The organism is Actinomadura sp. 3N407, from assembly GCF_052245875.1.
Lineage (GTDB): Bacteria > Actinomycetota > Actinomycetes > Streptosporangiales > Streptosporangiaceae > Spirillospora.
In genome coordinates this window covers 757,608-775,305 of the sequence record NZ_JBQQBP010000002.1, presented here as the reverse complement: position 1 = coordinate 775,305, position 17,698 = coordinate 757,608, and the positions used below count along the sequence as shown (strand labels likewise).

Annotated in this window: 23 protein-coding genes and 1 pseudogene; 11 read left to right on the top strand and 13 right to left on the bottom strand. The window is 70.7% G+C overall.

Going from position 1 to position 17,698, the window contains the following annotated elements; all coding sequences use genetic code 11:
* Window positions 1-448 precede the first annotated feature (448 nt).
* The 5 genes and pseudogenes from ACTWPP_RS07820 to ACTWPP_RS07800 all read left to right on the top strand — a co-directional run bounded on the left by ACTWPP_RS07820 (window position 449) and on the right by ACTWPP_RS07800 (window position 2,745).
* A complete protein-coding gene (locus ACTWPP_RS07820; RefSeq protein ID WP_443103400.1) occupies window positions 449-670 on the top strand; it encodes a hypothetical protein in 222 nt (73 codons plus the stop codon).
* A gap of 3 nt (window positions 671-673) precedes the next feature.
* Window positions 674-1,042 (top strand): annotated as a pseudogene (locus ACTWPP_RS07815) (DUF6879 family protein); the annotation flags it as partial.
* A gap of 23 nt (window positions 1,043-1,065) precedes the next feature.
* A complete protein-coding gene (locus tag ACTWPP_RS07810) occupies window positions 1,066-1,212 on the top strand; it encodes a DUF6879 family protein (RefSeq protein ID WP_443103399.1) in 147 nt (48 codons plus the stop codon).
* Window positions 1,213-1,218: 6 nt separating this feature from the next.
* Window positions 1,219-1,665 (top strand): helix-turn-helix domain-containing protein, encoded by a 447-nt coding sequence (locus ACTWPP_RS07805; protein ID WP_443103434.1) that lies wholly within the window; start codon window positions 1,219-1,221, stop codon window positions 1,663-1,665.
* Between the two features lie 237 nt (window positions 1,666-1,902).
* Complete coding sequence (locus tag ACTWPP_RS07800) at window positions 1,903-2,745, top strand: ADP-ribosylglycohydrolase family protein (RefSeq protein ID WP_443103398.1); 843 nt, start codon at window positions 1,903-1,905, stop codon at window positions 2,743-2,745.
* A gap of 48 nt (window positions 2,746-2,793) precedes the next feature.
* Here ACTWPP_RS07800 and ACTWPP_RS07795 read toward each other — a convergent pair whose 3' ends face one another.
* Window positions 2,794-3,282, bottom strand: a complete 489-nt coding sequence (locus ACTWPP_RS07795; RefSeq protein ID WP_443103397.1) for a hypothetical protein — start codon at window positions 3,280-3,282, stop codon at window positions 2,794-2,796.
* A gap of 318 nt (window positions 3,283-3,600) precedes the next feature.
* Between ACTWPP_RS07795 and ACTWPP_RS07790 the strand changes: the two genes are divergently transcribed.
* Both ACTWPP_RS07790 and ACTWPP_RS07785 read left to right on the top strand, forming a co-directional pair.
* Entirely contained in the window at window positions 3,601-4,191 is a 591-nt protein-coding gene (locus ACTWPP_RS07790; RefSeq protein ID WP_443103396.1) for a histidine phosphatase family protein, read from the top strand.
* 30 nt (window positions 4,192-4,221) lie between these two features.
* The gene (locus ACTWPP_RS07785; RefSeq protein ID WP_443103394.1) at window positions 4,222-4,575 is read left to right on the top strand and encodes a hypothetical protein; all 354 of its coding nucleotides are present in this window, start codon (window positions 4,222-4,224) and stop codon (window positions 4,573-4,575) included.
* A gap of 95 nt (window positions 4,576-4,670) precedes the next feature.
* Here the strand turns inward: ACTWPP_RS07785 and ACTWPP_RS07780 are convergent, their stop codons facing one another.
* From ACTWPP_RS07780 to ACTWPP_RS07725, 12 genes are all read right to left on the bottom strand, one after another.
* Entirely contained in the window at window positions 4,671-5,093 is a 423-nt protein-coding gene (locus tag ACTWPP_RS07780) for a RidA family protein (protein WP_443103393.1), read from the bottom strand.
* The gene (locus ACTWPP_RS07775; protein ID WP_443103392.1) at window positions 5,090-5,860 is read right to left on the bottom strand and encodes a 2-keto-4-pentenoate hydratase; all 771 of its coding nucleotides are present in this window, start codon (window positions 5,858-5,860) and stop codon (window positions 5,090-5,092) included. The genes ACTWPP_RS07780 and ACTWPP_RS07775 overlap by 4 nt, the downstream gene beginning before the upstream one ends.
* Window positions 5,857-7,695, bottom strand: a complete 1,839-nt coding sequence (locus ACTWPP_RS07770) for a 2-hydroxymuconic semialdehyde dehydrogenase (protein WP_443103391.1) — start codon at window positions 7,693-7,695, stop codon at window positions 5,857-5,859. The genes ACTWPP_RS07775 and ACTWPP_RS07770 overlap by 4 nt, the downstream gene beginning before the upstream one ends.
* On the bottom strand, window positions 7,695-8,021 hold the full coding sequence (locus ACTWPP_RS07765) for a BMC domain-containing protein (protein ID WP_443103390.1): 327 nt from the start codon (window positions 8,019-8,021) through the stop codon (window positions 7,695-7,697). The genes ACTWPP_RS07770 and ACTWPP_RS07765 overlap by 1 nt, the downstream gene beginning before the upstream one ends.
* Window positions 8,022-8,057: 36 nt before the next feature.
* Window positions 8,058-8,351 (bottom strand): BMC domain-containing protein, encoded by a 294-nt coding sequence (locus tag ACTWPP_RS07760; protein WP_443103389.1) that lies wholly within the window; start codon window positions 8,349-8,351, stop codon window positions 8,058-8,060.
* Window positions 8,352-8,400: 49 nt separating this feature from the next.
* Complete coding sequence (locus ACTWPP_RS07755) at window positions 8,401-9,018, bottom strand: hypothetical protein (protein ID WP_443103388.1); 618 nt, start codon at window positions 9,016-9,018, stop codon at window positions 8,401-8,403.
* A 276-nt stretch (window positions 9,019-9,294) separates the two neighbouring features.
* Window positions 9,295-9,621, bottom strand: coding sequence for a DMT family transporter (locus tag ACTWPP_RS07750; protein ID WP_443103387.1), 327 nt, complete (start codon window positions 9,619-9,621; stop codon window positions 9,295-9,297).
* Complete coding sequence (locus tag ACTWPP_RS07745; protein ID WP_443103386.1) at window positions 9,618-9,968, bottom strand: DMT family transporter; 351 nt, start codon at window positions 9,966-9,968, stop codon at window positions 9,618-9,620. The genes ACTWPP_RS07750 and ACTWPP_RS07745 overlap by 4 nt, the downstream gene beginning before the upstream one ends.
* Window positions 9,965-10,507, bottom strand: a complete 543-nt coding sequence (locus ACTWPP_RS07740) for a TetR/AcrR family transcriptional regulator (RefSeq protein ID WP_443103385.1) — start codon at window positions 10,505-10,507, stop codon at window positions 9,965-9,967. Before ACTWPP_RS07740 ends, ACTWPP_RS07745 begins: the two co-directional genes overlap by 4 nt.
* 108 nt (window positions 10,508-10,615) lie before the next feature.
* On the bottom strand, window positions 10,616-11,002 hold the full coding sequence (locus tag ACTWPP_RS07735) for an ankyrin repeat domain-containing protein (protein ID WP_443103384.1): 387 nt from the start codon (window positions 11,000-11,002) through the stop codon (window positions 10,616-10,618).
* Between the two features lie 75 nt (window positions 11,003-11,077).
* The gene (locus ACTWPP_RS07730; RefSeq protein WP_443103383.1) at window positions 11,078-12,574 is read right to left on the bottom strand and encodes a catalase; all 1,497 of its coding nucleotides are present in this window, start codon (window positions 12,572-12,574) and stop codon (window positions 11,078-11,080) included.
* Complete coding sequence (locus tag ACTWPP_RS07725; RefSeq protein WP_443103382.1) at window positions 12,571-12,996, bottom strand: Fur family transcriptional regulator; 426 nt, start codon at window positions 12,994-12,996, stop codon at window positions 12,571-12,573. The genes ACTWPP_RS07730 and ACTWPP_RS07725 overlap by 4 nt, the downstream gene beginning before the upstream one ends.
* 395 nt (window positions 12,997-13,391) lie before the next feature.
* On the opposite strand from ACTWPP_RS07725, the gene ACTWPP_RS07720 reads away from it, so the two are divergent.
* From ACTWPP_RS07720 to ACTWPP_RS07705, 4 genes are all read left to right on the top strand, one after another.
* Window positions 13,392-14,159 (top strand): FadR/GntR family transcriptional regulator, encoded by a 768-nt coding sequence (locus ACTWPP_RS07720; protein ID WP_443103381.1) that lies wholly within the window; start codon window positions 13,392-13,394, stop codon window positions 14,157-14,159.
* Between the two features lie 121 nt (window positions 14,160-14,280).
* Complete coding sequence (locus ACTWPP_RS07715; protein ID WP_443103380.1) at window positions 14,281-14,487, top strand: hypothetical protein; 207 nt, start codon at window positions 14,281-14,283, stop codon at window positions 14,485-14,487.
* 146 nt (window positions 14,488-14,633) lie between these two features.
* Entirely contained in the window at window positions 14,634-15,815 is a 1,182-nt protein-coding gene (locus ACTWPP_RS07710) for an RNA polymerase sigma factor (protein ID WP_443103379.1), read from the top strand.
* A 383-nt stretch (window positions 15,816-16,198) separates the two neighbouring features.
* Window positions 16,199-17,557, top strand: a complete 1,359-nt coding sequence (locus ACTWPP_RS07705) for an alpha/beta hydrolase domain-containing protein (protein ID WP_443103378.1) — start codon at window positions 16,199-16,201, stop codon at window positions 17,555-17,557.
* Window positions 17,558-17,698: the final 141 nt, after the last annotated feature.

The window sequence follows — 17,698 nt, the reverse complement described above, 5'->3', positions numbered from 1 at the left end:
CCAGGCGGCGACGGGCCCGGGAGGACACCGGGGAGCGACTACAGACTCCAGCGCGGCCCGCTCACATCCCCATACCGGCACTTCGGACAAGCCACTTCCCGGACCCGCCACCACCCACCCTACGACCGCCCTCAGCACGGCCCCTTGACACAGAGGGGAGCCGGAAGAGGATGTTCCCTCTACGTCCGCTCTCGGCAGCCTTGCATCGCCTCCGACGTGCGCCCGCTCATCCGCTCCCGCAGGCGCGTGCCTTCCCGGTCCTGTACTCACACCGCCTCCCTCCCGGTACGCGACGCCCAGGACGCCGGCTCGGGCGCAGCCTGGCCGCGTTCGCCCGACCGACACGGTAGGCACCGCAGGGGCAGGCATGATCGACCCTTGACGCCGCAAGTCCGGCAACTGAGTCCTGGAGCAAGCGCCTTGGCAAGCGTCTGATGAAGGGGAGATCATGCGGCTACGGTTCCTCGGTACGGACTCGAACCAAGGCACCTGTCCGGCCATGTACGCCACCGACCGCAGCACCTACATGGTTCAGGGCAAGGTCGTCAGCGATGGCTCGGCGTTCGGCGACGGCCGCGATCTGGCCGTGGACGAGACGCTCGTTGAGATCGATCCGGGCCTGGTCCGGCACCTGATCGAGCACTACCAGGAGCACCACCAAGGAGGTTGATCGGTGGTCGACCTGCTGACCGGCGACCAACTCGGAAGGCTGTTCCAGACCGTCCGGCGCTCCGCCTTCCGGCTAGAGACACGCGACCGGTACAACGTGCCCGACGAACGTCCTTCGTTCGAAAGGTTCATGGCCGGTGGCCAGGAGCTGGACGAATCGGTCAGCTCCGGTCCCTGGTACGACATGACCCGGCGAGCCTTCGGGGAGGGCCGCCCGTTCTCTCGTGTCCGGGTCGTGACCGTCCCGCTAGGGGATTACTCGCGGTACGCGCTGTGGTCGGCGCAGGGCAACCTCGTCGCGGGCGAGGAGATCCGCTATCTCGACCGCGATCGTGCCGCCGGGCTCGGCTTACCGGTACACCCCCCATGGACGCGTGGCTGTTCTACGATGAGCGTGTGGCCGTCCTGCATTTCGACGAGGACGACGTCTTCACAGTCGCGCAACTGTTGGAAGACCCCGGCACCGTCGAGCAGCACAAGGCGTGGCGACGGATCGCCTGGGACGCCTCGGTCAGCCGGGACGCGTTCCTACGGAGCCTCTAGCGGGCGATCATCTCCACGTCTCACCAGCAGGCACGCGAGGCCCTGGGCCTGTGGTTGCGCGAACTGCGTCAGGACGGGCGGCTCGCCCAGCGTCGTCTGGCCACGCTGGCCGGCTGGCGTGAGAGCAAGGCCTCCAAGATCGAGCACGGCAAGCAGACTCCCAGCGAGGACGACATCAAGACCTGGTGTCATCTGGCCGGTGCCGAGGACCACGTCCCCGATCTGATCGCGACCGTCCGGAACATCTCCAGCGCCTACATGGAGTGGCGGCGCGAGTGGCGTGCCGGCGCACACCGCAGGCAGCAGACCATCGCGGCGCAGGAAGCCGAGACCCGCCTGTTCCGGGTCCTCCAGCCGATCGTCATCCCCGGCCTGCTGCAGACCGCGGAGGGTCTCGTCACGAGATGCGTGGCAACCAACCCGGTCCCCCAACCCGACCGTTCACTGACGTGATTCGACGGGTTCACCAAGTGCCCGAGCGGCACAACACCAAGCCAGATCGGCATCCTGCCGCACGCCCCTCCTATCGATCGTCACGGTGAAGCACGGCGACACGGGCCAGCGTGACTGTCTTTGATTCGGCGTAGGCTGCCGGGGTCGGCAGCCACCACAGCAAAGCTAGTTGGGATCCATGTCGTGAACGACGGCCACCGCGATCGCGCGGGGGCTCCTGAACAAGGAACCGCGCTGATGCACGCGTCCCTGGCGGGACTGTCGGTCGGTGACGCCTTCGGTGATCAGTTCTTCCTGCACGCCAACCGCCATCTGACCGCCATGGACGTTCCGCCGCCGCCGTGGGAATGGAGCGACGACACCGAGATGGCCTGCTCGGTCGTCGCCTGCCTGCACCGTCACGGACGTATCGACCAAGACGCCCTCGCCGCCGCGTTCGCCGCTCGCATGGACACAGGCCGCCGCTACGGCGCCGGGGCCCTGGAACTCCTCGAACGCATCCGCGACGGGCACCCGTGGCGGATCGCCTCGGCCGAGTCCTTCGGCGGCAGCGGGTCCTTCGGCAACGGCGCCGCCATGCGCGTCGCTCCGCTGGGCGCCTACTTCACCGGTGACCCGGCACACGCCGCCGACCAGGCCGCCCTCCAAGCCGAGATCACCCACGCCCACATCGAAGGCATCGCAGGCGCGGTCGCGGTCGCCGTCACCGCCTCCCTCGCCGCCACCGGCACCCCCGAAACCTTGATCGAGGCAGCGCTCGATCACACCCCCGGAACCTACGTCCGGCGGGGACTCCAGCGAGCGCGCAACCTCAAGAAAGCGACAGTGGAACAAGCCGCACGCGTACTGGGCAACGGATCGCGCATCACCGCCCAAGACACCGTGCCGTTCGCGCTCTGGGCGGCCACCCGGTACCACAACGACTACCCGGCCGGCGTCCGCGCCTGCGTCACGGCCGGCGGCGATATGGACACCACCGCCGCCATCGCCGGCGGCATCATCGCCACCAGAACCGGAATCGTCGGCATCCCACCCGAATGGCTCGACTCCCGCGAACCCCTTCCCAGGTGGCTTGAGTAAGCATCCAGCGGCCTGTTCTTAGGGGCGGCGACGTCTCGGCGCGGGCCGTCAGGTGGAGTACTCGCCGTCCCAGGGCTCGCAAAATCCAAGGCGGTCGGGATAGAGCTCGGCCCAGTCGTCTTCGTCCTCGTTCTCGCCGTGCTGCTCGATAACGAGACCGAACAGCACGTCGTCGACGGTCAGCCGGAACGGGCGGATCCCGATGTCCTGGTACTCGCGTCGGGGCAGAGCGTTCAGAAGTTCGGCCATGCGCGCTTCGGCCCGGGCGAGGACAGAGGCTGCCTGGTCGCGGCGTTGTTGCTGTTCACGCCATGTTCCAGCACACCAGATGTCGGAGTCGACGTGGTGGCCGTCGAAGTCGAACCGATGGAGTACGGCGTAGAGGCGTTTGGCGTCTTCCCAGCCTTCGCCGCGGCGGAGTCCTTCTGGGAAGGCGTAGGTGATCGAAGCGAGGAACTGGCCGTCCGCGTATCGGCCGATCATGCTGGTCCGATAGTCCGGGTCGTAGACGATGGGGATGATCTCGGGGACTGCCATGGCGGAACCCTAGTCGCCCCGCCCGCGACGCATGGCGACCGGAGGTAATGCCCGGCTGCAAACGCGTTCGACCGCCGCCTCACGCAAGCGGGCATTCGGCCGCTGCGGCCCACAGCGGTGGCGTGAACTGTGTGCTCACCCACGAACCGGCCGTCCTCCCTGCGCTGTCCAGTTTGCCGGCCGAGGGTGGCTCGACGCCCTGCGCGCCAACTCCGCCCTCGCCCGCGGCCTCAGTACCTCCGCCGACGAAGCCCACGTCATTCCGTTCGTCCCACCGGCCTCGAGTTTGGAGTGGGGTCGGCCCCTAGGGTTGGGGGCGTGGGAGAGTTGATCTTGGTGCGGCATGGGGAGACCGAATGGAGCCGGGCGCGTCGGCATACCGGGCGCACCGATCTGCCGCTGACCGGGCGGGGTGAGGAGCAGGCGCGGGCGTTGCGCGGCGCGCTGCGCGGGCGCCGGATCGCGCGGACGCTCGTCAGCCCCGCGGAGCGGGCGCGGCGGACCGCCGAGCTGGCCGGGCTGCCGGCGGACGACCTGGACCCCGACCTGTGGGAGTGGGACTACGGCGGCTACGAGGGGATCACCACGGCGGCGATCCGGGAGGACCGGCCCGGCTGGTTCCTGTGGGACGACGGGGTGATCCCCGGTGACGCCGACCATCCCGGCGAGAGCGTCGAGCAGGTCGGGAGGCGGGTGGACGCCGTCCTGGCGCGGGCCCGGCCGGAACTGGCCGGGGGTGACGTCGCGCTCGTCGCGCACGGTCACGTCCTGCGGGTGCTCACGGCGCGGTGGCTCGGCCTGGAGCCTGCACGGGGACGGCTGTTCGCGCTGGACACCGGGACCGTGTCGGCGCTGGGAACCGAGCACGACCGCCCGGTGATCAGCGCGTGGAACGTCCCCGCGCCATAGTCCGGCCCAGTCGACGTGTCCGGCCGCGCGATGCGGCCCCTACACCGACGTCCCCCGGCCGCTGGGACCATCCTCAAGACGCTGGGCGAGCACGGCGTGGACGGCCTCATCCTGATCGGCACCGGTTCGAACGCCGCCGCCTCCAACGCCTTGCTGGCGAGCGCCACCGCCGTCGTCAACCTCATCCGCGGCGCCGCCGAGAGCGCCGCCCCGACCGTGCTCGCGGCCGACCGCGACGGTGCCCACGAGGCCACCCGGCATCTGCTGGACCTCGGCCACCGCCACATCTGCGGCCGCGCCTACCGCGTCGACGCGCAACTCGTCCGGCGCGGCTCCTGCGAACCGCCCCGAGACCGTCCGGACGCCGAAGCCCTCGATGGTTGAGCGCGGCGAGTCGGCCGCTGCGGACCGCGTCATCGCCGAGCGGTCCCGGTACCCGTCGTCAACAGGGCCGCTCCTGAGCGTCCGCTCGGTCCGGTCTATGACGGTAGGGCGGCGATTGCTTGGATTTCTAGGAGGAGGTGGGGGTGGGGGAGTTGGTGCACTGCGACTGTCGTGCGGGTGGGGCCCGTCTCGTCGAAGTACTCGGCGTAGACCTCGTTGTAGCCGCCGAAGTCGTTCATGTTGACGAGGTAGGCGGTGACCTGGACGAGGTCCGCCAGGTCGGCGCCGGCGGCTTGGAGGACGTCGCGGATGTTGGCGATCACCGCGTGGGTCTGCGCGCGGATGTCGAGCCTGGCCGTGCCGAGTTCGTCGGCTTCGGCGCCCTCGATGGAGTTGTCGGGGCGGCGGCTGCTCGTCCCGGAGACGAAGATCAGGTCACCGGTGACGCGGACATGGGGGAAGCGTCCTCGCGGGGTCGCCTTGCCCGCGATCAGGCCGGGGGGTTCGGGTGCTGTCACGTCGTGTCCTCGGCCACGTGGAAGCGGGCCGAGCCCAGTCCCTCGACTCGGGCTTCGACCAGTGTTCCCGCCCGCAGGGGCACGGCGGCGGTGGCGGCCCCGGCCAGGACGAGGTCTCCGGCGGCCAAGGGACGGCCGTATCGGGCGGCCAGCCGCGCTCCGGCCGCGAGGGCGGCCAGGGGGTCGCCCAGGATCGCGGGGGTCGAGCCCGACTCCGCCACCCTTCCGTCGACCGTCAGTGTCACGTCCAGGCCGTTGATCGTGCCGGTGCAGGCGTGCCACTCTCCCAGCACATAGGCGGCGGACGAGGCGTTGTCCGCGATGACGTCGGCCAGGTTGAAGCGGAAGTCCGCGTAGCGGGAGTCAATGATCTCGATTGCGGGTGCGACGGCCCCCACGGCGTTGGCGAGGGAGGCGGGCGGCTCGTCCGGTTCGGGTGTGCGGGAGAGGCGGAAGGCGATCTCCGGCTCGGCGCGGGGGTGGATGTGGCGGTCCGGGTCCAGGGTTTCCGTGATCTCCATGGCGTCCGTGAGGCGTCCCCAGATCGTTTCGTCGATGCCCATCTGGCGCATCTTCTCGCGGCTGGTGAAGCCCATCTTGATGCCGGTCGGGCGTTCGCCCCGGTCCAGGCGGCGGCTGATGGAGAGGTCCTGGACACGGTAGGCGTCATGCACGGACAGGTCGGTGCGCTCGCTGATCTGCTCGATCGCGGTGGCGGTCAGCGCGGCATTGTCCAGCCGCTCGGCCAGGTCCTCCAGGACGGTCATGTCCCTCCCTCGGAGAGGTCCAGGCACACGTTGGTCAGTTCGGAGTAGAAGGCCAGCGAGTGCGTGCCGCCTTCCCGTCCGATCCCGGACGCCTTGACGCCGCCGAATGCGGTGCGCAGGTCCCGGACGAACCAGGTGTTGATCCAGACGATGCCGGTGTCGAGCCGGGCTCCGGCCCGGTGCGCGCGTTTGACGTCCCGGGTCCACACCGTGGAGGCCAGGCCGTAGCTGTCGTTGGCCAGGGCGAACGCCTCTTCCTCGGTGTCGAACGGGGCGATGTGGCAGACCGGGCCGAAGATCTCTTCACGGTTCGTGCGGGCGTCGGGCGGCAGGCCGGTCAGGACGGTCGGCTGCACGTAGGCGCCGGCGTCCCGGGCGTCCCCGAAGGACGGGACGCCGCCGCCCGCGATGACGTCGGCGCCCTCGTCGCGTGCCAGCCGGTAGTGGCCCAGCACCTTCGCGCGGTGGCCCGCGGAGATCATCGGCATCATGGCCGTGTCGAGGTCGTCCGGCCAGCCGACGCGGAGTGCGCGGGCGCGTTCGCCGAGCCGTTCCACGAACTCGTCGTAGACGGGGCGCTGCACGTAGAGACGCTCGGTGCACAGGCAGACCTGCCCGCCGTTGGTGAACGAGGAGCGGGCGGCCCCGGCGACGGCGGCGTCCAGGTCGGCGTCGGCGAAGATCAGTCCGGCGTTCTTGCCGCCGAGTTCGAAGGAGACCGCCTTCACCCCGTCCGCCGCCGCGTGCATGATCGACGCGCCGGTGGCGGACTCGCCCGTGAAGGTGATCGCGTCCACGCCGGGATGGCGGGTGAGGTGCTCGCCCGCCGAGCCGGGCCCGAACCCGTGGACGAGGTTGAACACGCCGTCGGGCACACCCGCGGCCGCCATGACCTCGGCGAGGACGGTGGCGCTGGCCGGGGTCTCCTCGGACGGCTTGACCACGACGGTGTCGCCGCAGGCGAGGGCGGGCGCGACCTTCCAGGTGAGCAGGAGCAGCGGCAGGTTCCAGGGGACGATCACCGCGACCACGCCGACGGGTTTGCGGACCTCGTAGTTCAGCGCCCGTCCCCCGGACGCCGTCGTGGTGGTGTACGTCGCGCCCGGCGCGGCGGTGATCATGTCGGCGAAGGCGCGGAAGCTGCCCGCGCCTCGCGGGATGTCGAGCGTGCGTGCCTGGGAGACGGGTTTGCCGGTGTCGGCGACCTCGGCGAGGACGAGGTCGTCGAAGCGCCGTTCCAGTTCGTCGGCGACGCGGCGCAGCATGGCGGCCCGCTGGTGCTCGTCCATCCGTCCCCACGGGCCCCGGAGGGCGGCGCGTGCGGCGGTGACCGCGGCGTCGACCGTGTCGGCGCCGGCGTGGGACACCTGCCAGATCACCTCGCCGGTGACCGGGCTGGCCTTGTCGAACGTGGGGCCGTCCTGGACGAAGCGGCCGTCGACGAAGTTGGGCAGCCGGGCCGGGCCGCGGGGCGAGCGTCCCCTGATCAGGTCGGGGTCGAGGGCCGGGCCCGTGTTCACCGCGGTGGTCATGTGGACGCGGCCCTCCGTATGCGGCGCGCCGGGGTCGTGCGGGGCCGGCTCGGAGGCGGATTCGGTGGACGGTTCGGCCATGAGGCCGACGACGGCGGCGTCGCAGGTCGCCTCGCCGGTGGCGGCGGCCGCGGCCTCGTCCGTGGTGACCAGCACGAGGCTGCCGATGCCGACGTCCAGCAGGTCCACGGCGACGCGTTCGGGGCCGTCCGGCCGCTCCCGTACGAGGACCAGCCGGCGGCCGCGCAGCGGCGGCGTGATGCGGTCGGCCCAGACCTTGCCGACCACCTCGGCCAGCAGCATCAGCCACCGCCCTTCAGCGCGGCCATGACCTCGCGGATGCGGGCGGCCTCGGGGGCCTCCAGCAGCGCGACGGTGGCCGGGTCGGGCTTGGGGTAGATCTGGGAGCTGCGCAGTTCGCCGTGCTGCTGGATCGCGGCCTCGCCGGAGGCGACGGCCTGCCGGACGGCGGCCAGGCTGCCGCGCACGGCGGCGGCCAGGTAGCCGCTGGTGACCCGCTCGATCGCGACGCACTGCACATCGGCGGTCTTGATCATCGCCTCGACCCCGGCGGACAGGGCGACCACGCCGCGGGTCTCGACGATGCCGATCGCGATCTCGGTGGACATCGGGTGTTCTCCCTTCGACTCGTTCGTCTCGTGCGGCTAGTTGCCCAGCAGGCGCGGCTCGGCGTTGAGCGCCCGGACCGCCTCGCAGGGGCTGGCGAACACGATGGACTTGACGCTGCGGCCGGTCTTGGCGCGGGCGACCTCCTCGCCCACGTCCACCGCCTCCTCGACGGTGGCCAGGTCGCCGCGCACCGCGACGGCGACGATGCCGCCGCCCAGCCGGACGACGCCGGTCACCTCGACCTCGGTGGCCTTCACCATCGCGTCGACGGCGTCGAAGATCGGGACGAAGCCCTCGGCCTCGATGAATCCCGCTGCGACGTTGCGCATGTGTGCTCCTCACGGTTGTCGGGTAGGGACGCGGGCTCGTGCCGGCGGGTCATGGCAGGTTCCAGGACAGGACGGCTCCGCCGGTCCCCCACAGCGGCCCGTAGGCGTGCCGGCGGGCCGGTCCCCGGGCGGCGCCGGTGCCGTTCAGGAAGGCCAGTGCCCGGAACTGGCTGTCGGCCTGGGCCTGCCGGGCGAAGTCGTCCCGGGCGGCCAGTACCTCGTCCATCCGGCCTTCGGTGAGCAGGCCCAGCATCCGGTTGTTCCAGCGGTCGTGGGACGGCTCGGCGATGTGGTCCTCCGCCGGTTCGATCCACTTCTGGATCAGGCCGGACGACAGGCCCGACACCGCGACCACGGCGGCCCGTACCCCGGCCTCGCGGGCGGCGGCGGCGCCGGCGGCGCCGACCTCGGCCAGGGTCGCCGCGTCGGCGTAGAGGTTGCACGACACCTGGGAGAAGCGCAGCGCGCGGTCCGGGTCGAGGAGCGCGGAGGCCACGATCAGGCCGGTGTCGATGGGGAAGCCGTCGTAGCGGGTGCGGCGTGCCTGCGTGCCGCGGGCGTCCGCCTCCGCCGCCCAGCGTTCGGTGAACTCGACGTCGAACCTGAGGTCGTAGTCGAGTTCGCCGTAGTCGTAGGCGTACCAGCCGCGCGGGATACCGAGCGTCAAAGGTCTGCACTTTATGCACGCCCGAATTCCAAAACCCACGACAACCTGCAGACGTCCCACCGAGCACCCCGCCGCCCAGAGGGCGGCCGCTTGGCGGGGTTCGGTGTAGATCAGCAGGGCGTAGTCGGACCGACGGTCGGTCCGCGGGCGGCCGCTGCCCGCCTCGAAACTCTTGGCGAACGCTCGCTCGCCTAGCGCAATGCCAGCTCGACGAAAGGCGATGCCGAGTGAACTGAAACGTGGAGGCCCGCGATCGCCTCGCGCGCGGAGGTGGGTCTAGTGGGTGGCGCCGAGTTCGATGAACAGGACGCCGGCGGCGATCAGGACGATGCCCAGGCCCATCACCTTGGTCAGGGCCTCTTTGAAGAGCACGCGTGAGGCGATGGCGGTCAGGGCGACGCCGGTGGCGGCCCAGATGCCGTAGGCCACGCCGATGCCCAGGCCGTCGTACAGGGCGAGCGTCAGGAAGGTGAAGGCGGCCAGGTAGCCGGTGACCACGGCCACCATCCAGGCCTTGTTCCCGCCGGGCTGGGAGGCCATCCGCAGCGCCAGGGTGCCCGCGACTTCGCTGAGGATCGCGCCGATGAGCATCAGCCAGATCATGCGGGGGACTCCTCCTCGTGGCGTCGGGCGCTTTGGGAGCCCAGTTCCACGCACAGGACCCCGGCGATGACCAGGGCGATGCCGACGCCCATGGTGCCCGTGAGCGCGTCGCCGAAGATGACGGCGGCGAGCACCGCGGTCAGCACGACGCCGGTGGCGGCCCAGATGCCGTAGGCCACGCCGATGCCCAGGCCGGCCCTCAGCGCGACGCTGAGCGCGACGAACGAGGCGATGTAGCCGACGGCCACCAGTGCGTACCAGGCGGGATGGTCCACCGCCGCGCGCAGCGACAGCGTGGCGGTCACCTCCAGCAGGATCGCCGCCAGCAGCGGCACCCACTTCTTCATCGGGACGCCTCGTCGTTCAGTAGGTGGTCGGCGACCGCGAGGATCTGGGCGCGGTCGCGTTCGGGGACGGGGAAGACGCCGGTGGCTGCGGCGGTCCAGTAGCCGTCGGCCAGCAGGCGCGCGGCGGTGAGCCGGCCCCGTTCCGCCTCGGGCAGGTCGTCGGGCAGCGCGAGCCAGGGATCGAAACGCCGTACCCAGGCGGCGCCGAGCGCGTCGCGGTACAGGGCGTCGGCGAAGATCGCGAAATCGGCGCGGTCGAACTCCTCGGTCAGGGACACCCGCACGTAGGCGCGGATCCGCTGGTGCGGTGCGGCGGTCTCGAGCGGCTGCCCCAGGTAGTCCAGCAGACGCCGTTCCCACCGGTCGGCGGCGTACTCGACCACGCCGAGCATCAAGGCGTCCTTGGTGGCGAAGTGGTACATCAGCCCTGGTTTGGTCACGCCGGCCTGGCGGGCGGCGGCGTCCAGGGTGATCTTCCCGCCGCCTTCGGCGCGCAGGAGTTCCAGCGCGCCGTCCAGGATGCGTTGTCGCGCGTTCATCTCCACGGCGGCTACTTTACCTTCTGGAAGGTAAAGTAGAGAGAGGTGCCGAGCCCTTTCGGGCCACGGCCGCCCGGGAGGGGACACCGGGCGGGACGTCTCCGCGGTTCAGTCGGTCAGCAAGTGCTGCCGTCCGAACATGGCCGCGGTGGCCCGTGCGCTCGGTGTGCCCGCGTCGAGATCCGCGCCGGCCTCGCGGAGGACGGTCACGACCTCGTCCGCGCCCTTGAACATGGCACCCGCGATGGGCGCCTGGTCGCGGGCGTTGCGCAGATCCGGGTCCGCGCCGCGGGCGAGCAGGGCGCGCACCGTCTCGGTGTGTCCGTGGTAGGCCGCGAGCATGAGCAGCGTGTTCGCGTTCCGGTCGGCCACGTCGACCGGGAGCCCGTGGTCGATGAACTCGGTCAGCTGCCCGGTATCGCCTTCCCGGGCGAGGTCCATGGCAATCGCCATGACGCGCTCGGTCTGTTCAGGAGTCAGTGCAGCGTCGCTCATGAGTAGATCCTCCTGCCCTGTCCATGCCCGGCGCGGTGCACGTGATCGCGCACCACGCCGGGGACGGAGCCGGGCTCAGAGCCGGCCGGCGGCCAGCGCCTCGATCGCCTTGCGGACGCCCTCGCCGTAGGCGGGGTCGGCCTGGGTGCAGTTGGCGATGTGCCGCTCGACGGTCGCCTGCGAAGCGCCGTCGATCGCTCGTGCGGTGTTCTCGAAGAGAACCTGCTGCTGCTCGGGGCTCATGTTGCGGAACAGGATGCCGGGCTGCTCGAAGTAGTTGTCGTCGTCCTCGCGGAAGTCGAACCGGTCGGCGACGGCGCCCACGGCCTGGCTCGGCTCGCGGTAGGAGGGCTGCTCCTGCCAGCGGCCGTAGGAGTTCGGCTCGATGCCCGGTGCGGCGCCCTGGTTACCGTCGACGCGCATGGCGCCATCGCGGTGGTAGGAGTTCACCGGGCTCCTCGGCTGGTTGACCGGGATCTGGTGGTGGTTCACGCCCAGGCGGTACCGCTGGGCGTCACCGTAGGAGAACAGCCGGCCCTGCAGCATCTTGTCGGGCGAGAAACCGATGCCCGGGACCACGTTGGCGGGGGTGAAGGCGGCCTGCTCCACGTCCGCGAAGTAGTTGTCCGGGTTGCGGTTCAGTTCCCACTCGCCGACCTCGATCAGCGGGTAGTCCTTCTTCGACCAGACCTTGGTGAGGTCGAAGGGGTGGTACCGGTAGGTCTCGGCGTCGGCCTCCGGCATGATCTGGACGCACAGCTTCCACTTCGGGAAGTCGCCGTTCTCGATCGACTCGAAGAGGTCGCGCTGGTGGGACTCGCGGTCCTTGCCGATCAGCGCCTCGGCCTCGGCGTCGGTGAGGTTCTTGACGCCCTGCTGGGTGCGGTGGTGGAACTTCACCCAGAACCGCTCGCCCTCGGCGTTGACGAAGCTGTAGGTGTGCGATCCGAAGCCGTGCATGTGGCGGAGCGACGCCGGGATGCCGCGGTCCGACATCACGATCGTGACCTGGTGCAGCGCCTCGGGCAGATGCGTCCAGAAGTCCCAGTTGTTCTCGGGGTCGCGCATGTTGGTGCGCGGGTCGCGCTTCACGGCGTGGTTGAGGTCGGGGAACTTCAGCGGGTCGCGGAAGAAGAACACCGGGGTGTTGTTGCCGACGAGGTCCCAGTTGCCCTCGTCGGTGTAGAACTTCAGCGCGAAGCCGCGGATGTCGCGCTCGGCGTCGGCCGCGCCGCGCTCACCGGCGACGGTGGAGAAGCGGGCGAACATGTCGGTCTTCTTGCCGACCTCGGAGAAGATCTTGGCGTTGGTGTACCGGGTGATGTCGTTGGTCACCGTGAAGGTGCCGAACGCGCCCGACCCCTTCGCGTGCATCCGGCGCTCTGGGATGACCTCCCGGTCGAAGTGGGCGAGCTTCTCCAGGAACCACACGTCCTGCAGGAGCATCGGGCCGCGGGGACCGGCGGTCACGGAGTTCTGGTTGTCGGGGACCGGTGCGCCGGCGACCGTCGTCAGTGGTTTCTGGTTGTTCTCAGGCAAAGCTCGCTCCTCAGTGATTTGCTCGGGGCTCATTCGTCGCGTGCCAGGCAGCCGGGACAGGTTCCCCAGTAGGTCACCTCGGCCTCGTCGAGGACGAATCCGCGCGGGTCCTCGGCGTCGAGGCAGGGCGCCTCGCCGACCGCGCAGCCGACGTCCTCGATGGCGCCGCAGGTCCGGCACACAAGGTGGTGGTGGTTGTCTCCCACACGGGTCTCGAACCGGGCGGGCGAGCCGGCCGGTTCGATGCGGCGTACCAGACCCGCGCCGGTGAGCGCGTGCAGGACGCCGTACACCGCCTGTGTGGACACCGAACCCAGTTCGCGGCGGACGGCCGTCGCGATGGTGTCGGTGTCCGCATGGGGGTTCTCCGCGACCATCGCCAGCACGGCGACCCTCGGGCGGGTCACCCGCAGTGAAGCGCCCCGCAGGAGAGCGGCGGCATCGATGGTCGGCATGGCCAGACCATAGCCGCTTTTCTTGAATCATTCAATTAAGCGAGTCGTACGCCTGACTGTCGCCACGTGCCGTCGCAAGCCTCGCCGCTGTAAAGTCTGATGTATTGCCTTTTTCCGTTACAAGGCTATCGGAGTGCACCGCGAAGGGCGGCACCCACGCGCCGTCACCGGCCTGCCGGGAAGTGTTCACCACGGTGTCCGAGGTTTACTCCGGGCCACCTGGCAAGGCCGGTACCGGCAGGACAGGCACCTCCGGCCCGAGCGTCCCCGCCGCGTGTACCACCCGGACGAGCATGATGTCCGATGTATGCTCGACCGTGCTGTGAGTCCCGGTGGCGCGGAGTTCCCGACTCAATGATCCAGCACCTCGAAGGCCCGACCAGGGGGACGGCGACGTGTCCAGCACCAAAGACAACACCTCCGGCGGCCGCTCCGGCACGGGGGCGGCGACCGCACTGCCGGTCAGCCGGCTGCGTCCTGCCTACCAGCAGGTCGCCGACCAGCTGCGGGAGCTGATCCTGGACGGCTCGCTCGCCCCGGGCGACCGCCTTCCGCCGGAGGGCGAGATCGGCGGCAACTTCGGGGTGAGCCGCAGCACGGTCCGCGAGGCGCTGCGCGTGCTGGCCTCCCAGGGCCTGGTCAAGACGGTCCGCGGCACCACCGGCGGCACGTTCGTCTCGCACATCGAACCCGACCAGATCAGCGACTTCCTGGAGGCCGGGATCGGGCTGATGTCGGGCTCGGCGGCGCTGCCGCTGGCGGCCATCCTCGAAGCCCGCGAGATGCTGGAGGTGCCCGCCACCGCCCTCGCCGCCGAGCGCCGCGAGCAGAAGCACCTCGACGCCCTGCACGCCGCGATGGAGCGCGAGAAGCGCTCCCGGGGCCGGAGCATGAAGTTCCAGGAGCACCGGCACTTCCACGGGATCATCATGGAGGCGACCGGGAACGGGCTGCTCACGATGATGACGCAGCCGGTCTTCCACGTCCTGCGGAGCCGGTTCCTGAACGCCGACGAGCCCACCGAGTTCTGGGCACAGGTCGACGACCAGCACGGGAAGATCATCACGCTGCTCGAAGCGGGCGACGGCGAGGCGGCCAGCGCGGCCATGCGCGACCACCTGCGCTACATCCGCCCCGCCTACGACGAAAGCCGAGCTCGTTGACCTGGAGGGCGTCAGGGCCAGGTGGCGGGCGGTTCTCGCGGCAGGCGCGGAAGCCTTCCCGCCCGTCGGAGTCCGGTGGCGCGACGTAGGCGACGAACCTCTCGATCTCGGGGACGTCGGCGTGCGCGTCGGCGATCCACGCCGTGTCGGCTATCAGCATCAGGTCGCAGGCCAGCAGCGGTTCGAATCCGCCGGCGCGGGCGACCGCGGTTTCTCCACCGGCCTCGACGTGGAAGACGCCCTCACCACCGGCGTCGCCAGCCCGTCCCTGGACGAGGACGGCCGGGTCGCCCCGTGGGGAATCGCAACCGGTGACCCTTTTCCATAGGCGTATCGCTACGCTCAGGCACCATTCGCTTCTCATCCGTCCGCACTGTGCACTAGAGTCCCGTGCCCAAGCGGGTTTCGGGCGGTCTGCCCCTCTGGTCCGCTCCTGAAACGGTTGCTCCCACGGCCACCTCACGAGGAGGTCACATGCACGGAGACCTGGAAACCCTCTACGACGCCCACGCACACCGTCTATATGCGCACTGCTGGTCGCTGCTGGGCGACCATGGTGCGGCCGACGCTCTCAGAGACACGCTCACCAGGGCGGTGCGGCACCCGCCGCGCGGTGAGACGGTGCTGTGGCTGCATCAAGTGGCCCGCGCGGTCTGCGCCGAGCGCGGGGCGTTCGGCGGCCATGGCCGTCCCGTCTTCGTTCAGGCGGCCATCGACCCGCTGCTGGACGGGATCGGCAACATGTCCGCCCGCCACCGTGAGGTCCTGCTGCTGTCCGCGGGTAAGTGGCTGGAGGTCCGCGACATCGCCGGCGTCCTGCGCATCTCGCCGGACAGCGTGCGCGAGCTCCTGTACGAGGCGCGCGGCGCGCTGGAACGCTTCGTCCTCGACGTCCTCATACGCGGAACCGCCGACCCCGGAAAGCACATGGACGTCATCGCGGCGTTCGAAAAGGGGCGGCTCCCGCACCTGCTGGCCCGCCGCGCCTCCACCTGGGCGCCCGCCCCGCTGCGCGACCAGGTGCTGGCCGCCGCCGACCGCGACAGCGATGAGTTCGGCCGCGCACCGGCGGAGCACGCCGCCCCGGCCGGCCCGCTCGTGGTGATCGGCTCCGGTCCCGACACCGCCGCCCCGGAACGGAAACGCGCCCGCCGCAGGGCCGCCCTCAAGGGCGTCGGCGGCGTGACCGGGTTGGCCGCCACGGTCGCGGCCGGTCTGATGATGACGTGGCCGTCCGCCGATAGCGGCACGATGAGCGCCCTGGGGCCGCACGAAAGCAACACCCGTCCCGGGCCCGTCCCGGCGGGCGGCATCACCGACGAGCCGGGCGCCTCTGAGAGTCCGGACGCCGGGCGGAACGACGCGACCCCGACCCCGGCCCCGACGCCGACGACTGAGGAGCGGGTCCCCGCCCCCGAGGAGCCCGCGCGTTCGGGCGGCGGTGCGATCGCCCCGGCGACGCCCCCTGAGCACGACACCCCGTCCACGTCCTCCCCCACCCCGCCGGCCTCGCGTCAGGAGACGCCCCCGCCCGAGCAGGAGTCGCCCGAGCCGCGGCCGGACGGGCGGTCGCGCCCGGACGGCCCGCTCGATCCCATCACCGACATTGTCGGACACCTCACGTCCCCGATCCTCGGGGGGCTGGCGGGCCGCTGAGCCGGTCCGCAGTTCGCGGTCGGCTCCGCAAGGCGTGACCGGCACACGAGCACCCGACCGTGGTGCTCCGAGCCGGGGCCCTGCGACGTGCCGCACTCTTGGCTGCTGAGAAGAGAGGCGGCACGCCGCAGGGGCTCAAGCGCGAGCTGCGACCGCTGACCCGGCGGGTGCCCATCCCCCCGACCGGAAAGAGGCGGCCATATGCGGGCCGCCGCCTGCGGGAACAGTTTCTGCGGCGGCATGCTCGTCACCCCACCCTCACCTTCGGCCGCGTCCTCGCCGCCGGAGCGAAGTGGTGGCCGGTGATTCTGCCGATGCGGGCACCGGGGGGTGCGGAGATCATGAACCGACTCCGTCACCTGCCGTCCCGTGGAGGGAACGAAGTGAGGTACTCGCCAGTCACCCGGCTGCTGGTCGCGGCGCTGGTCGCCGTCGGGCTCGCCACCGCCCCCGGGACCGCTCAGGCGCAGGGCGCCCCCGCCGTGGAGGGCCCGATACCGGGTGCGCCGCCCGGCGACCCGTCGTCCCCGGACGTCGAGGACACCTATCCGTGGATGGCCACGAACGTCGACCTGGCCTCGCACGGGTACGTGGAACAGGAATTCTTCGTTTCCGGCGAGGCCAGCGCGTACAGCGCCACCGGGGAACGGCTCGCGACCGGCGTCCCGTACAAGACGCGTGTCATCGTCCGGAGACCGGCCAGGCCCCACCGGTTCAACGGCACGGTGGTCGCCGAATGGCAGAACGTCACGGCCGGATACGACCTGGACGCCCTCTGGAGCAGCGAACAGATCATCCGGGACGGGTACGTCTGGGCGGGCATTTCCGCGCAGCGGGTCGGTGTGGAACACCTCGTCGAGTGGAGCCCGGCCCGCTACGGCGACCTGGACGTCACCGGCGGTGGACGGTTCACCGGTGACGAGCTGTCCTACGACATCTTCGCGCAGGTGGCCAAGACGCTGCGCGAACGCGGAGCCTCGGCGCCGCTGGGCGGGCTGAAGGCGGACACGCTGCTGGGTGTGGGCGCCTCACAGTCGGCGTTCCGGATGACCACGTACTACGACGCGGTCCTTCCCCAGACCGAGAAGGTCTTCGACGGGTACGGGTTCATCGTCGGCACCGCCCCGAGCCGGCGCGGTCCCGAGCCGGTGTTCCAGGTCCTTTCGGAGACCGACGTCCGCTCGCCCGCCCGGCCACCGGACACGGAGACGTTCCGCCGCTGGGAGGTCGCGGGAGCCGCGCACTCCGGCTGGCACGGGCAGCGGTACCGGCAGCCGATCCTGACCCGCGACCTCGGTGCCGCCCCCACCTACCAGTGCGACCGGCCGCCGTTCAGCCGTGTCCCGCTGCACCACGTGATCGCCACGGCGTACGCCCACCTGGTGCGGTGGACCAAGCGGGACGTGCCGCCGCCGTCCGCGCCACCGCTCCAGTTCAACCCGGACGGCAGCAAGGTCCGCGACTCGCTGGGACTGGCCAAGGGTGGGATCCGCCTGTCCCAGGTGGAGGCCCCCACGGCTCTCAACACCGGGGACAACTCCGGCGAGACGTTCTGCTTCCTGTTCGGCACCCACGTCCCGTTCGGCAAGGCGCAGCTCGACTCGCTCTACGCGTCCCACGGCCGTTACGTCGCTGCCGTCACGAAAGCGGACGTCCACAACATGCGGGACGGTTACCTGCTCCGGGCGGACGCCCGGCAGAACCGCATCGACGCGATCCGCTCGGACGTCGGCAAGGACTGAGGGGCGGCCCCGGTCGCCCGGGCAGTGCTCCCCGCCCGCACGGGGAGCACTGCCGCTCCGCCGAAACCGGTGGACGCGCCATGTCGAAATCGCCGTGGTCGCTTCGACGTCCTTTCAAAGGCACCACCGCTTTGAAGGGAG

Bases quoted from the DNA above. Each gene is read 5' to 3' on its own strand.
- ACTWPP_RS07765 (WP_443103390.1), bottom strand. From the start codon at position 8,021: ATGTCCACCGAGATCGCGATCGGCATCGTCGAGACCCGCGGCGTGGTC.
- ACTWPP_RS07725 (WP_443103382.1), bottom strand. From the start codon at position 12,996: ATGCCGACCATCGATGCCGCCGCTCTCCTGCGGGGCGCTTCACTGCGG.
- ACTWPP_RS07745 (WP_443103386.1), bottom strand. From the start codon at position 9,968: ATGAAGAAGTGGGTGCCGCTGCTGGCGGCGATCCTGCTGGAGGTGACC.
- ACTWPP_RS07795 (WP_443103397.1), bottom strand. From the start codon at position 3,282: ATGGCAGTCCCCGAGATCATCCCCATCGTCTACGACCCGGACTATCGG.
- ACTWPP_RS07760 (WP_443103389.1), bottom strand. From the start codon at position 8,351: ATGCGCAACGTCGCAGCGGGATTCATCGAGGCCGAGGGCTTCGTCCCG.
- ACTWPP_RS07710 (WP_443103379.1), top strand. From the start codon at position 14,634: ATGCACGGAGACCTGGAAACCCTCTACGACGCCCACGCACACCGTCTA.
- ACTWPP_RS07735 (WP_443103384.1), bottom strand. From the start codon at position 11,002: ATGAGCGACGCTGCACTGACTCCTGAACAGACCGAGCGCGTCATGGCG.
- ACTWPP_RS07770 (WP_443103391.1), bottom strand. From the start codon at position 7,695: ATGCTGCTGGCCGAGGTGGTCGGCAAGGTCTGGGCCGACCGCATCACG.
- ACTWPP_RS07740 (WP_443103385.1), bottom strand. From the start codon at position 10,507: ATGAACGCGCGACAACGCATCCTGGACGGCGCGCTGGAACTCCTGCGC.
- ACTWPP_RS07800 (WP_443103398.1), top strand. From the start codon at position 1,903: ATGCACGCGTCCCTGGCGGGACTGTCGGTCGGTGACGCCTTCGGTGAT.
- ACTWPP_RS07775 (WP_443103392.1), bottom strand. From the start codon at position 5,860: ATGACCGTCCTGGAGGACCTGGCCGAGCGGCTGGACAATGCCGCGCTG.
- ACTWPP_RS07730 (WP_443103383.1), bottom strand. From the start codon at position 12,574: ATGAGCCCCGAGCAAATCACTGAGGAGCGAGCTTTGCCTGAGAACAAC.
- ACTWPP_RS07820 (WP_443103400.1), top strand. From the start codon at position 449: ATGCGGCTACGGTTCCTCGGTACGGACTCGAACCAAGGCACCTGTCCG.
- ACTWPP_RS07785 (WP_443103394.1), top strand. From the start codon at position 4,222: ATGCGGCCCCTACACCGACGTCCCCCGGCCGCTGGGACCATCCTCAAG.
- ACTWPP_RS07750 (WP_443103387.1), bottom strand. From the start codon at position 9,621: ATGATCTGGCTGATGCTCATCGGCGCGATCCTCAGCGAAGTCGCGGGC.